General features: G+C 63.6%; 14 protein-coding genes. 7 read left to right on the forward strand and 7 right to left on the reverse strand.

The features are described from left to right. A partial coding sequence (locus OZ411_RS41365) for a Spy/CpxP family protein refolding chaperone (protein WP_282532558.1) occupies nt 1-943 on the forward strand: 943 nt, incomplete at its 5' end. A gap of 19 nt (nt 944-962) precedes the next feature. Here the strand turns inward: OZ411_RS41365 and OZ411_RS41370 are convergent. The 5 genes from OZ411_RS41370 to OZ411_RS41390 all read right to left on the reverse strand — a co-directional run bounded on the left by OZ411_RS41370 (nt 963) and on the right by OZ411_RS41390 (nt 5,538). Continuing rightward, nucleotides 963-1,745 carry a succinate dehydrogenase iron-sulfur subunit gene (locus OZ411_RS41370; protein WP_130581521.1) on the reverse strand — a complete coding sequence of 261 codons (783 nt, stop codon included), beginning with the start codon at nt 1,743-1,745 and terminating at the stop codon, nt 963-965. A 24-nt stretch (nt 1,746-1,769) separates the two neighbouring features. After that, the gene (gene sdhA / locus OZ411_RS41375; RefSeq protein WP_282532559.1) at nt 1,770-3,611 is read right to left on the reverse strand and encodes a succinate dehydrogenase flavoprotein subunit; all 1,842 of its coding nucleotides are present in this window, start codon (nt 3,609-3,611) and stop codon (nt 1,770-1,772) included. A gap of 3 nt (nt 3,612-3,614) precedes the next feature. Next, on the reverse strand, nt 3,615-3,989 hold the full coding sequence (gene sdhD / locus OZ411_RS41380) for a succinate dehydrogenase, hydrophobic membrane anchor protein (RefSeq protein WP_130581531.1): 375 nt from the start codon (nt 3,987-3,989) through the stop codon (nt 3,615-3,617). A 17-nt stretch (nt 3,990-4,006) separates the two neighbouring features. After that, nucleotides 4,007-4,405 (reverse strand): succinate dehydrogenase, cytochrome b556 subunit, encoded by a 399-nt coding sequence (gene sdhC / locus OZ411_RS41385; RefSeq protein WP_130581523.1) that lies wholly within the window; start codon nt 4,403-4,405, stop codon nt 4,007-4,009. Between the two features lie 209 nt (nt 4,406-4,614). Continuing rightward, a complete protein-coding gene (locus OZ411_RS41390; RefSeq protein ID WP_282532560.1) occupies nt 4,615-5,538 on the reverse strand; it encodes a LysR family transcriptional regulator in 924 nt (307 codons plus the stop codon). Nucleotides 5,539-5,642: 104 nt separating this feature from the next. Between OZ411_RS41390 and OZ411_RS41395 the strand changes: the two genes are divergently transcribed. Next, complete coding sequence (locus tag OZ411_RS41395; protein WP_282532568.1) at nt 5,643-5,882, forward strand: hypothetical protein; 240 nt, start codon at nt 5,643-5,645, stop codon at nt 5,880-5,882. 17 nt (nt 5,883-5,899) lie between these two features. Further along, nucleotides 5,900-6,760, forward strand: coding sequence for a sulfite exporter TauE/SafE family protein (locus OZ411_RS41400; RefSeq protein ID WP_282532567.1), 861 nt, complete (start codon nt 5,900-5,902; stop codon nt 6,758-6,760). A 98-nt stretch (nt 6,761-6,858) separates the two neighbouring features. On the opposite strand, the gene OZ411_RS41405 is transcribed toward OZ411_RS41400, so the two are convergent. Together OZ411_RS41405 and OZ411_RS41410 are read right to left on the reverse strand one after the other, a co-directional pair. Continuing rightward, nucleotides 6,859-7,356, reverse strand: coding sequence for a DUF3658 domain-containing protein (locus OZ411_RS41405; RefSeq protein ID WP_282532561.1), 498 nt, complete (start codon nt 7,354-7,356; stop codon nt 6,859-6,861). Between the two features lie 26 nt (nt 7,357-7,382). Continuing rightward, nucleotides 7,383-8,912 carry a malonyl-CoA synthase gene (locus OZ411_RS41410; protein ID WP_282532562.1) on the reverse strand — a complete coding sequence of 510 codons (1,530 nt, stop codon included), beginning with the start codon at nt 8,910-8,912 and terminating at the stop codon, nt 7,383-7,385. 89 nt (nt 8,913-9,001) lie between these two features. Here OZ411_RS41410 and OZ411_RS41415 point away from each other — a divergent pair, with 89 nt between their 5' ends. The 4 genes from OZ411_RS41415 to OZ411_RS41430 all read left to right on the forward strand — a co-directional run bounded on the left by OZ411_RS41415 (nt 9,002) and on the right by OZ411_RS41430 (nt 12,259). Further along, nucleotides 9,002-9,763: an SDR family oxidoreductase gene (locus OZ411_RS41415; RefSeq protein ID WP_282532563.1), complete on the forward strand. Its 762-nt coding sequence runs from the start codon at nt 9,002-9,004 to the stop codon at nt 9,761-9,763. Between the two features lie 266 nt (nt 9,764-10,029). Continuing rightward, nucleotides 10,030-10,584 (forward strand): fasciclin domain-containing protein, encoded by a 555-nt coding sequence (locus tag OZ411_RS41420; RefSeq protein WP_282532564.1) that lies wholly within the window; start codon nt 10,030-10,032, stop codon nt 10,582-10,584. A gap of 180 nt (nt 10,585-10,764) precedes the next feature. Then, entirely contained in the window at nt 10,765-11,400 is a 636-nt protein-coding gene (locus OZ411_RS41425; RefSeq protein ID WP_282532565.1) for a cytochrome b/b6 domain-containing protein, read from the forward strand. 73 nt (nt 11,401-11,473) lie between these two features. Then, entirely contained in the window at nt 11,474-12,259 is a 786-nt protein-coding gene (locus OZ411_RS41430) for a molybdopterin-binding protein (RefSeq protein WP_282532566.1), read from the forward strand. Nucleotides 12,260-12,552: the final 293 nt, after the last annotated feature.

The following is a 12,552-nucleotide window of genomic DNA, read 5'->3' on the forward strand; positions in this document are numbered from 1 at the left end:
CTGGCCGTTCGCTTTCTATGACATTTATGACTACACCTTCTGGGGCTATCCCTATGATGATGCGTTCTGGGGCTATGGCTATCCGGACCTCTACGCTGGCATCTTCGGCCTTTATGGCTATGACGACTTGATGGGCTATGCGGGCTACCTGCCGCGCTATGCTGGCCGGCGCGGAGGCAACTTCGACACCTATGCCTATGCGCCGTCGAACGGCCGGACCAACCTCGCGCAAATGTGCGGCGACGATAGCCGCGTGATTGCCGGGCTGCCGATCGAGGCATTCCAGAATGCAATCCAGCCGAACGAGGCACAGCGCGCCGCGCTCGAAGAACTCGCCAACGCTTCGGAAAAGGCGGCTGCAGCCCTCAAGACCTCCTGCCCCACCGACGTTGCGCTCACGGCGCCGGGCCGGCTTGCAGCGATGCAGCAGCGCATCGAAGCGATGATCGTCGCGGTGCAGACGGTGCAAGGGCCGCTCGAGAAGTTCTACGGCCTCCTGAGCGATGAGCAGAAGGCGCAGATCAATGCACTTTCGACGACACGCCAGCGTCCGGGCCGAACCGCGGCGAGAGCCGGCCCGACCGGACCAGCCTGCGATGTGACGCAACCGGCGCTGAGCGAGTGGCCGACCGCCACAATCGATCAATCGGTCAGGCCGACCGACCAGCAGCGCCAATATCTTGACGCGCTTCAGGGCGCCGCTGCCCAGGCCGCGGACACGCTGAAGGCATCGTGTCAGATCCGGCCGGAGGACGCGCTGACGCCGCCGGCACGCCTTGCAGCCGTCGCCCGGCGGCTCGACACGATGCTGCAGGCGGTGAAGACCGTGCGCACGGCGATGGATGACTTCTATGGATCGCTGACCGACGAGCAGAAAGCGGCCTTCGATGCGATCGGTCCGCAGCAGGCTGGCGGGCGTCGATACGTCCGCGGGCGCGCGTGATCCGGCGTTCGCCGGCGGCTTACATCTGCCGCTCGACCAGCTTCAGCTTGAGCTCGGCGATCGCTTCCGAGGGGTTGAGGCCCTTGGGGCAGGCCTTGGCGCAATTCATGATGGTGTGGCAGCGATAGAGCCGGAACGGGTCCTCGAGATTGTCGAGCCGTTCGCCGGTGGCCTCATCGCGGCTGTCGGTGACCCAGCGGGTTGCCTGCAGCAGCGCGGCGGGGCCGAGGAAGCGCTCGCTGTTCCACCAGTAGCTCGGGCACGAGGTCGAGCAGCAGGCGCAGAGGATGCACTCATAGAGGCCGTCGAGCTTCTCGCGGTCCTCGTGGCTCTGCTTCCATTCCTTCTGCGGCGTCGGCGTGACCGTCTTCAGCCACGGCTCGATCGAGGCATATTGCGCGTAGAAATTGGTGAGGTCGGGGACGAGGTCTTTCACCACCGGCTGGTGCGGCAGCGGGTTGACCTTCACCGCGCCGTCTTTCACGTCGTGCATCGACTTGGTGCAGGCGAGCGTGTTCTGGCCGTCGATGTTCATGGCGCAGGAGCCGCAGACGCCCTCGCGGCAGGAGCGGCGGAAGGTCAGCGTCGGATCGATGTGGTTCTTGATCCAGATCAGGCCGTCCAAGACCATCGGCCCGCAATCGTTGGTGTCGACATAATAGGTGTCGACGCTCGGATTCTTGCCGTCGTCCGGATTCCAGCGATAGATCTTGAACTCGCGCGTCTCGGTCGCGCCGGCCGGCTTCGGCCAGGTCTTGCCGCCTGAGATCTTCGAGTTCTTCGGAAGCGCGAATTCAACCATGCTTGCAAGCCTTCGCTGTCGTCATCAATACACACGCGCCTTGGGCGGGATGTACTGCACGTCGTTGGTCATCGTGTAATCGTGCACCGGGCGGAACTCGATCGTGGTGTTGCCCTTCTGATCGAGCCAGGCCAGCGTGTGCTTCATCCAGTTCTTGTCGTCACGATCAGGGAAATCCTCGCGCGCATGCGCGCCGCGGCTCTCGGTGCGGTTGGCCGCCGAATCCATGGTGACGACGGCCTGCACGATCAGATTGTCGAATTCCAGCGTCTCGATCAGATCGGAATTCCACACCAGCGAGCGGTCGGAGACCGAGATGTCGCCAATGCCGCCATGCACCTTGTGGATCAGGTTCTTGCCTTCCTGCAGCACTTCGCCGGTGCGGAACACCGCGCAATTGGTCTGCATCACATGCTGCATGCTGTCGCGCAGCTTGGCGGTCGGCGTGCCGCCCGAAGCATTTCGGAAATGGTCGAGCCGGCCCAGCGCCAGGTCGGCGGAATCCCTCGGCAATTCCGGCTGCTTGCCGTTGGCCGTCAGTTTCTCGGCGCAGCGCAGCGCAGCAGCCCGGCCGAACACCACGAGGTCGATCAGCGAGTTGGAGCCGAGCCGGTTGGCGCCATGCACGGAGACGCAGGCCGCTTCCCCGATCGCCATCAGGCCGGGCACCACTGCATTGTCGTCGCCGTCCCGCTTCGTCAGCACTTCGGCGTGGAAGTTGGTGGGGATGCCGCCCATGTTGTAGTGCACCGTCGGCACGATCGGGATCGGCTCGCGGGTGACGTCGACATTGGCGAAGATGCGCGCCGATTCGGAGATGCCAGGCAGCCGCTCCTGCAGCACCTTCGGATCGAGATGATCGAGGTGCAGGTAGATGTGGTCCTTCTTCTTGCCGACGCCGCGGCCTTCGCGGATCTCGATGGTCATCGCGCGCGAGACCACGTCGCGCGAGGCGAGGTCCTTGGCGGAAGGCGCATAGCGCTCCATGAAGCGCTCGCCCTCGGAGTTGACGAGATAGCCGCCTTCGCCGCGGGCGCCCTCGGTGACGAGGCAGCCGGCGCCGTAGATGCCGGTCGGGTGGAACTGCACGAACTCCATGTCCTGCAGCGGCAGGCCGGCGCGCAGCACCATGCCGCCGCCGTCGCCGGTGCAGGTATGCGCCGAGGTGCAGGAGGCGTAGGCGCGGCCATAGCCGCCGGTGGCGAGAATCGTGGTCTGGGCACGGAAGCGGTGCAGCGTGCCGTCGTCGAGCTTGATCGCGATCACGCCGCGGCAGACGCCCTGGTCGTCCATGATCAGGTCGATGGCGAAGAACTCGATGAAGAACTCGGCCGCGTGCCGCAGCGACTGGCCGTACATCGTGTGCAGCATCGCGTGGCCGGTGCGGTCGGCGGCGGCGCAGGTGCGCTGCGCCTGGCCCTTGCCGTAGTCGATCGTCATGCCGCCGAACGGACGCTGGTAGATCTTGCCGTCCTCGGTGCGCGAGAACGGCACGCCCCAATGCTCGAGCTCGTAGACCGCCTCCGGCGCGTTACGCACCATGTATTCAATCGCGTCCTGGTCGCCGAGCCAGTCCGACCCCTTGACGGTGTCGTACATGTGCCAGCGCCAGTCGTCCTGATGCATGTTGCCGAGCGAGGCCGAGATGCCGCCTTGTGCTGCGACCGTGTGCGAGCGGGTCGGAAACACCTTGGTGATGCAGGCTGTGCGGAGGCCCGCTTCCGAGCAGCCGACCACCGCGCGCAGGCCGGCGCCGCCGGCGCCGACCACGACGACGTCGTAGGTGTGGTCTTCGATCGGATAGGCTTTGCCGTTCGTGGCCGGGCCACTGCCATTGGTGGCCTTGCCGTTACCTTCAGCGGCCATAGGTCATACTCCCGAGGATAATTTAAGGAGCGCGTAGATCGAGGCCAAGGCCACCGCAGCGCAGAAGAAATTGTTGGCCATGATGCTGGCGAGCTTCAGCTTCTCGTTATGCACATAGTCCTCGATCACGACCTGCATGCCGATCTTCATGTGCCAGGTGCTGGCGACGATGAAGAGCAAGAGGATGATCGCGATCGGCAGCGAGCCGAGGATCTGTGCCGCGCCGGCGTGGTTGCGGCCGACCAGCGTCAGGATCACGAACAGCACCGGCACGATCAGCAGCGTCATCGCCATCGCGGTGAGGCGCTGGCGCCAGAAATCGGTGGTGCCGGAATGCGAGGCGCCGAGATTGCGGACGCGGCCGAGCGGCGTGCGCATCGAGGAACGAGAGTCGCTCATCGTCCGCCTCCGATCGCGTAAGCGATGATCCAGATCAGCACGGTGAGCACGATGCCGCCGATCAGCGCGGCCCAGGTCAGGGCCTCCCGTTCATTGGCCTTGAAGCCGTAGCCCAGGTCCCACACGAAATGCCTGATGCCGCTGAGCAGATGGTGCATCAGCGCCCAAGTGTAGCCGAACACGATCAGCTTGCCGATGAAGCTGCCGGTGAAAGCCTGCAGATTGGCGTAGGCGCTGGGGCCCGAAGCCGCCGCGATCAGCCACCAGGCGAGCAGCAGCGTGCCGACATAAAGCGCTATTCCCGTGGCGCGGTGGACGATGGAAAGCGCCATCGTCAGGGTCCAGCGATAGGTCTGTATATGGGGCGAGAGCGGTCGTTCGATCCTGGCGGTCATCAGCGGCTTTGAGTTTGGTGGGACCGCGGCCGGCCCATCGGGGAACGCGGTAGATAAATTCTATTTACGGAGTCGAACCTTACAGCGCAACGGCCAAATGCCTGCAAAACGAACGGGTATTCATTGCTACATCATTGATGAAGCAAGCCGATCGGAGGCTTGGTATACCAGGGCGGTCGGCCCAGACCAAGAAGCGAATTCTGATTCGATTATAAGGTTGCGGCGACATGCGCGCCGAACGGATCGACGGCTCGCCAACGTTCGACGAGATAATCGACAAATGCCCGGGTCTTTGGCGACGCAAGCCGCGATGGCTGAAACACCAGGTGCAATGGCGTCGGCGGCGGCTCGTAGTTCGCGAGGATGCGCCGCAAGCTGCCGGCCCTGATATCGGCGTCGACCTGCCATGACGGCACGCGCACAATGCCCGCGCCTTCCTTCGCCGCCACGGCAAGCGCATCGAGGCTATTCATCCAGAGCCGACCGGATATGCGGATTTTGCGGTCTGCCTTCGCGCTCTCCGCGAAGCGCCACTCGGCGCTGCCGGGCGCATCGGAGAACACGAGACAGTCATGACCAGCGAGGTCGCGCGGCGTCTGCGGCACGCCGCGGCGCGCGAGGTAGGTGGGTGAGGCGCATACGATCATCCTGAGGTCGGCGAATTTGCGCGCGACCAGTTGCGAATCCCGCAAGCGGCCGACACGGACCGCCAGATGGATGTCTTCCTCGACCATGTCGACGGCGCGATCGACCAGCAGCAGATCGACTGACAGCAACGGATAGCGGCGCAGGAATTCGCCGAGCAGAGGCGCGATCACGAGCCGCCCCATCAGGCTGGGGCAACTGACGCGAATCCGTCCCGAGGGCTCGTGACGGTTGCGCGACAACGCGGCTTCGATTTCCTTGACCTCGCCGAGGATCGATTTCGCGCGCTCATAGAGGATCCGGCCATCATCGGTCAGCGCGAGCTGCCGCGTGGTGCGCAATAGCAGCCTGGTGCCGAAATGCTGCTCCAGCGCGGAGATCTGGCGGCTGACCGAGGTCAGCGAGCTCGGAAGCGAGCGGGCCGCCGCCGAGAGGCTGCCCGTCTCCACCGCGCGGACAAAGGTCGCCATGGCCGAAAGCTGGTCCATCCGATCCTTCCGAAATTCGGGAAGGTACCCACCGAGCAGGCTAGATACTCCCGCCTTCGACAAGGGTCTAGGCTTCGCGGAGCCGTCATACGGAGGAATTTGAGATGGGATGGAGTACCGGCTTCGTATCGCATCCCAGGACGATGCGTCTGATTCACAACTGGTCGGCCGATGGCCTGATCGGTCCTGTTGTTTTCTCGGTTACGGGGCTGTTGCTCGATGGGGCGGCGATGCTGGCTCAGGCCGGCGATCGATACCCTTCGGCCTTCGGGTTGGGCCTGATCCTCGTGGCGCCAGCCGTGGCGGCTCTGGCGGCCTTGCGCGTGCACGGCCGCAGAGACTAAACGCTGACGCAAGGAGCATCATGGCTGGCCTCGATCTCACTGAACTCCTCGAACTCGCATTGCTACTGATCGCGGTTGGCGCCCTGTCCGGCTTTCTCGCCGGCCTGTTCGGCATCGGCGGCGGCGCGATCTTGGTGCCGGTGTTCTACGAATGCTTCCGTCTGGCCGGCGTGCCGGTGGAGGTGCGGATGCCGCTCTGCATTGGCACCTCGCTCGCCGTCATCATCCCGACCTCGATCAGCTCGTTTCGCGCTCATTACCGGCGCGGCGCTGTCGACATGGAGGTGCTGAAGCGCTGGTGGATCCCGATCGTGCTCGGCGTCCTCGCCGGTAGCGTCACCGCGCGATTTGCGCCGGAGCGGCTGTTCAAGATCGTGTTCGTGATGGTGGCGTGGTCGGCGGCCGCGCGGCTGTTATTGGCGCGCGAAGGCTGGAAGTTCGGCGACGAACTGCCGAAGGGCTTCCTGATGCGCGTCTATGGCTTCTTCGTCGGCCTGCTCTCGACCTTGATGGGCATCGGCGGCGGCCTGTTCGCCAATCTATTAATGACCTTCTACGGCCGCCCGATCCATCAGGCGGTCGCGACCTCCTCGGCGCTGGCGGTGCTGATCTCGATTCCCGGCGCGCTCGGCTATGTCTATGCCGGCTGGCCGGCCGCGGCGCACTTTCCCGATGTCCTGGCGCTGCAGGTGCCGTTCGCGCTTGGCTATGTCTCGCTGATCGGCGCCATCCTGGTGATGCCGACCACGCTGGTCACGGCCCCGCTCGGCGTGAAGGTCGCGCATGCGCTATCAAAGCGGGCGCTGGAGATGGCGTTCGGCGCCTACCTCTTCATCGTCGGTGGCCGGTTCGTGATAAGCCTCGTGAGCGGGCAGTAGTCCCGTAGCCCGGGTGGAGCGCAGCGCAACCCGGGGATACCGAGTCAGCATCTGCCGACGGTCCCGGGTTACGCTGGCGCTCCACCCGGGCTACGGCGCTAGTCCTTCAATCGCACTTCGCTGTAGCGCCACATGCGGATATCGCCGACACCTTCGATGCGATTCGAATCGGCGAGGACTTTCAATCGTGCAGCGATCGCCTCATGGCTGATCGGCACGCTAAGCTCCTGGCAGCGCCCTTCGACCAGAATGATCATCCTTGCGGTCTTCTGCCACTGTGGCTTCAACAACGAGAATATGATGCTGTCGAAATCCGCTTCGGTCAGGGACGGCGGGAGACGCACCTGGCTCCACTCGAGCCTGCTGTCCACGGTGGGGATTTCTTCATCAACTACCGGCGGCTCCAAGTCCGGATACTGATCATAGATCGGTGCAAGCAGCTTCTGTTGCAAAGCTGCGACAACCTCTTGAAGCAAGTCCTCGAGCTTTAGTCGCTCATCTTTGCCGAGACCGGCAATGGCCATCCTTGCGTCGTCCATCGCCTGATAGGCATCGAGTAAGTGTTCGTTAATTCGGACGGCTTGTTTGCGGTTCATTATTTCAACGCGACGTTCTTGCGCCCCTACTTCTTCGTATAGATATCCTTATACGTATCCCGCAGAATGTTCTTCTGCACTTTGCCCATGGTGTTACGCGGCAGTTCGTTGACGATGAACACCCGCTTCGGCATCTTGAATTTTGCCAACCGCCCCTCGAGGCCGTTCAGCACCGCGGATTCATCGACCGTGGCGCCGGGCTGGCGCACCACGACGGCGGTGACGCCTTCGCCGAAATCGGCGTGCGGCACGCCGATCACGGCGGATTCGACCACGCCGGGCATGCCGTCGATCTCGGTCTCGATTTCCTTGGGATAGACGTTGAAGCCCCCCGAGATCACGAGGTCCTTGCCGCGGCCGAGGATGTGCACATAGCCCTTGGCGTCGATCTTGCCGAGATCGCCGGTGATGAAGAAGCCGTCGTCGCGGAATTCGGCCTTGGTCTTTTCCGGCATCCGCCAATAGCCCTTGAACACGTTCGGCCCCTTGACCTCGATCACGCCGATGGTCTCGGGCGGCAGCACCTTGCCGGTCTCAGGGTCGGAGACGCGCGCGGAGACGCCGGGCAGGGGGAAGCCGACCGCGCCGGGCACGCGCTCGCCGTCATAGGGGTTGGAGGTGTTCATGTTGGTCTCGGTCATGCCGTAGCGCTCGAGCACGGCATGACCGGTGCGGGCGGACCATTCGCGGTGGGTGTCGGCCAAAAGCGGCGCCGAGCCCGAAACGAACAGCCGCATGTGCCTCGTCGTCTCCTTGTTCAGCGCGGGGTTCTGCAGGAGACGCGTGTAGAAGGTCGGCACGCCCATCAGCACGGTGGCGCGTGCCATCAGCTTGACGATCAGGTCCGGATCGAACTTCGGCAGGAAGATCATCGAGGCGCGCGCGAACAGCGTCACATTGCTGGCCACGAACAGGCCATGGGTGTGATAGATCGGCAGCGCGTGGATCAGCACGTCATCCCTGGTGAAGCGCCAGTAGTCGACCAGCGACAGCGAGTTCGAGGCGAGATTGTCGTGGCTCAGCATCGCGCCCTTGGAGCGGCCGGTGGTGCCCGACGTATAGAGGATGGCGGCGAGATCATCATTGCCGCGCGCGACCGTCTTGAACTCCGGGCTCGCTTTGTCGGCGGCCTCCGTCAGCGAGCCCTTGCCGTCGGCACCCAGCGTCTCGACCTTGGCGCCGACTTTCGCGGCGATCGCGCCGATGCCTTCGGCCTTGGAAGGGTCGCACACCACCAGCGACGGCTCGGCATCGGTGATGAAATAGTCGAGCTCGTTCAGCGTATAGGCAGTGTTGAGCGGCAGATAGACCGCGCCAGCGCGCACGGTCGCGAGATAAAGCACAAGGCCCTGCACCGATTTTTCGGTTTGCGCCGCGACACGGTCGCCGACCTTGACACCGCGCGAAACCAGCACGTTCGCCATCTGACCGGTGCGCGCGATCAGGTCCGCATAGCTGATCTTCGTGCCGTCGAGTTCTTCGATCGCAAGCCGGCTTGGATCGCCGAGACCATCGAACAGGCGGGAAAACAGGTTGGCGTTGGCGGCGGTGTTCATGCAACATCCCCTGAAGGGCGGAAAGGCCGGGAAAATCCGGCGGCTGGCTTAGCAAAAACGCCCTTTGGAAAGCAACGGAGACAGTTTGCATGACAAATAATGGGAAACGCGTGGCCTGGGTGACGGGCGGCGGCACCGGGATTGGCGAGGCCGGGGCGGAATTCCTGGCGGCTGACGGCTGGACGGTGGTGGTCTCGGGCCGCCGCAAGGAGGAGCTGGACCGGGTGGTCGCCAACATCGCCAAGAAGGGCGGCAAGGCCGAGGCTATCCCACTGGACGTCAGCAACAAGGACGAGGTCAACAAGGCCGCCGAGCAGATCCTCGGCCGCCACGGCCGCATCGACCTCCTGGTCAACAGCGCCGGCATCAACGTGCCGAAGCGGAGCTGGGCCGACATGGAGCTGGAAGGCTGGGACAAACTGGTCGAGATCAATCTCAACGGCGTGCTCTACTGCATGCATGCGGTGCTGCCGGCGATGCGCAAGCAGCAGGATGGCTGCATCATCAACGTCGCCTCCTGGGCCGGACGCCATGTCTCGAAGATGCCGGGGCCGGCCTACACCACGACCAAGCATGCGGTGCTGGCGCTGACCCATTCCTTCAACATGGATGAATGCGCCAACGGCCTGCGCGCCTGCTGTCTCTCGCCCGGCGAGGTCGCGACGCCGATCCTGAAACTGCGCCCGGTCGTGCCGAGCGAAGCCGAGCAGGCCAGGATGCTGCAGCCCGAGGACGTCGGCCGCACCATCGCCTTCGTCGCCAGCCTGCCGCCGCGGGTCTGCGTCAACGAGATCCTGATCAGCCCGACCCACAACCGCGGCTTCCTCCAGACGCCTGCGAGCCGGGATTAGGCGCTGGTCCCCTGTAGCCCGGATTACGCTACGCTCCATCCGGGCTACGGATCTCGGGCGCCCGTTTCGTAGGGTGGGCAAAGCGCAGCCCCACGGCGACGCCCGTGGATAGTTTCAGCCATCACGATAAATTATCCCGCGAAACCACATCCAAAACCCTCCCGTAGCTGCGGCCAACGACGGCGCAATCGAATAGCCGCACCGTCGTTGCCTTTCATCCCGGCGGCGGCTCCGCCGGTCATTGTTAGCCAAACGGGAGATTGTCCATGTCGAAACGTACAGCACTTCTCGCCGCCGCAGCGTTCAGCGCGCTGGCGCTCACCGCGACCGTGATGGCGCCGGTTCGCGCCGAGGAAAAGACCGTGATGGTAGGCGGCGCCGCGATGTTCCCGTCCAGGAACATCATCCAGAACGCGGTCAATTCCAAGGATCACACAACCCTCGTCGCCGCGGTGAAGGCCGCCGGTCTCGTGGGCACGTTGGAAGGCAAGGGCCCGTTCACGGTGTTCGCGCCGACCAATATGGCGTTCGGCAAACTGCCGGCCGGCACCGTCGAAACCCTGGTCAAGCCGGAGAACAAGGCGACGCTGACCAAGATCCTGACCTACCACGTCGTGCCCGGGAAGTATGAGGCCTCCAGCCTTGCCGACGGCAAGAAGCTCAGGACCGTCGAGGGCGAGGAACTGACCGTGAAGAAGCAGGATGGCAAGGTCTCGATCGGCGACGCCAAGGGCAATTGGTCGACGGTGACGATCTCGAACGTCAACCAGTCGAACGGCGTGATCCATGTGGTCGACACCGTGTTGATGCCCGCCTCGTAACCCCGCGCGCGCCTGTTTCATCCCCCAGACAGGCAGCGTGAGACCAGCGAGCCGGGGAAACCCGGCTCGCTTTTTTGTGACCGCGATGCGCCGTTCGTATCGCATTGGTACCAGGTGTCGCGGTAACAAGGCCCCGATCCGGGCGTATAAATACGTAACGAATTCCGAGCAGGAACAGCCATGTCGAGCCTTGCAGTCCGCGACGAGCACGCAGCCCCAGTCAGCAGCACGACCAAGATGATCCAGCCCGCCTGGGTGCGGATCGCGCACTGGGTCAACGCGGTGGCGATGATCCTGATGATCATGTCGGGCTGGCAGATCTACAACGCCTCACCCCTGTTCAACTTCACCTTCTCCCGCAGCATCACGCTCGGCGGCTGGCTCGGCGGCGCGCTGCTCTGGCACTTTGCCGCGATGTGGCTGTTGATGGTCAATGGCCTGGTCTATCTCGTCCTTGGCTTCGTCACCGGCCGCTTCCGCAGGAAGCTGCTGCCGATTACGCCGGCGGGCGTGATCTCGGACACCAAGGCGGCGCTGACCCTCAAGCTCTCGCACGACGATCTCGCCAAGTACAATTACGTGCAGAAGCTGCTGTATGCCGGCATCATCATCGTCGGTGTGATCATCGTGCTGTCGGGCCTGTCGATCTGGAAGCCGGTGCAGTTGCAGTGGCTGACCGCGCTGTTCGGCGGCTACGACGTGGCGCGCTATGTCCATTTCATCTGCATGGCGCTGATCGTCGCCTTCCTCGTTGTTCACGTCGCGCTCGCGATCCTGGTGCCGAGGAGCCTGCGCGCCATGATCATCGGGCGCTAGGCATGATCCCGAAAAGTGGGAACCGATTTTCGGAAAAGATCATGCCGAAAAAAGTAGTTCAAGGAGAAAGACCATGGGTCGCATGCGCAAGCTCCTGATCCCCGGCGTCGACAAGAAGCTGCTGGTCAAGGACGCCGTGAAGCTGATGCCGGATCTGACACGCCGGCGTTTCATCACCGGCGGCGCCAGCCTGGGGGCGCTGACGCTGCTCACGGGCTGCGACGTCATCGACAGCTCCTCGGCGGAAACGATGCTGGCGCAGGTTTCGAAGTTCAACGATGCGGTGCAGGCCTGGATGTTCAATCCGAATGCGCTGGCGCCGACCTTTCCTGAAAGCGCCATTACAAAACCGTTTCCGTTCAACGGCTATTACGATCTCGACGACGCGCCCGATATCGACGGCAAGGATTGGAAGCTGGAGGTGCGCGGCCTGGTCGAGAACAACAAGCCGTGGACGCTGGAGGAGCTCTACAAGCTGCCCCAGGTCAAGCAGGTCACGCGCCATATCTGCGTCGAGGGCTGGAGCGCAATCGGCAGTTGGACCGGCACGCCGCTGCGCGATTTCTTAAAGCTCGTCGGCGCCGACACGCGCGCGAAATATGTCTGGTTCCAGTGCGCCGACAAGGACGGCTACAACTCGCCGCTGGACATGCCGACCGCGCTGCACCCGCAGACCCAGATGACCTTCAAATTCGCCGACGAGATCCTGCCGCGCGCCTACGGCTATCCGATGAAGATCCGGGTGCCGACCAAGCTCGGCTTCAAGAACCCGAAATACGTGATCTCGATGCAAGTCACCAACGACTACAAGGGCGGCTACTGGGAAGACCAGGGCTACAATTCGTTTAGCGGAAGCTAGCTCCGCTCCTCATCCCGAGGAGCCGCGCCAGCGGCGTCTCGAGGGACGGGCCGCGGGCTCCTCACTCTCCGTCATTCCGGGGCGCGCGCAGCGCGAGCCCGGAATCCATTTCGCCGCATGCTCTGCGGTTGAATGGATTCCGGGCTCGTCCTTCGGACGCCCCGGAATGACGGCGGAGAAAAATTCGCCAGCGATTCCAAAGTGATTTGCCTCGTCCAGTCATCGCGCAAAAAACATTCCGCTTTCGCCGTCGGGCAAATCAGTGATTTAACTCCGCGCGTCTCACCCGAATG

Origin of the sequence: Bradyrhizobium sp. Arg237L, assembly GCF_029990105.1 — a bacterium.
Lineage (GTDB): Bacteria > Pseudomonadota > Alphaproteobacteria > Rhizobiales > Xanthobacteraceae > Bradyrhizobium.

Excerpts from the sequence above, each read along its gene's own strand:
- OZ411_RS41405 (WP_282532561.1), bottom strand. The coding sequence starts at position 7,356 with ATGAACCGCAAACAAGCCGTCCGAATTAACGAACACTTACTCGATGCC.
- sdhA (WP_282532559.1), bottom strand. The coding sequence starts at position 3,611 with ATGGCCGCTGAAGGTAACGGCAAGGCCACCAATGGCAGTGGCCCGGCC.
- OZ411_RS41415 (WP_282532563.1), top strand. The coding sequence starts at position 9,002 with ATGACAAATAATGGGAAACGCGTGGCCTGGGTGACGGGCGGCGGCACC.
- OZ411_RS41425 (WP_282532565.1), top strand. The coding sequence starts at position 10,765 with ATGTCGAGCCTTGCAGTCCGCGACGAGCACGCAGCCCCAGTCAGCAGC.
- OZ411_RS41395 (WP_282532568.1), top strand. The coding sequence starts at position 5,643 with ATGGGATGGAGTACCGGCTTCGTATCGCATCCCAGGACGATGCGTCTG.
- sdhD (WP_130581531.1), bottom strand. The coding sequence starts at position 3,989 with ATGCGCACGCCGCTCGGCCGCGTCCGCAATCTCGGCGCCTCGCATTCC.
- OZ411_RS41430 (WP_282532566.1), top strand. The coding sequence starts at position 11,474 with ATGGGTCGCATGCGCAAGCTCCTGATCCCCGGCGTCGACAAGAAGCTG.
- OZ411_RS41410 (WP_282532562.1), bottom strand. The coding sequence starts at position 8,912 with ATGAACACCGCCGCCAACGCCAACCTGTTTTCCCGCCTGTTCGATGGT.
- sdhC (WP_130581523.1), bottom strand. The coding sequence starts at position 4,405 with ATGACCGCCAGGATCGAACGACCGCTCTCGCCCCATATACAGACCTAT.
- OZ411_RS41390 (WP_282532560.1), bottom strand. The coding sequence starts at position 5,538 with ATGGACCAGCTTTCGGCCATGGCGACCTTTGTCCGCGCGGTGGAGACG.
- OZ411_RS41370 (WP_130581521.1), bottom strand. The coding sequence starts at position 1,745 with ATGGTTGAATTCGCGCTTCCGAAGAACTCGAAGATCTCAGGCGGCAAG.
- OZ411_RS41420 (WP_282532564.1), top strand. The coding sequence starts at position 10,030 with ATGTCGAAACGTACAGCACTTCTCGCCGCCGCAGCGTTCAGCGCGCTG.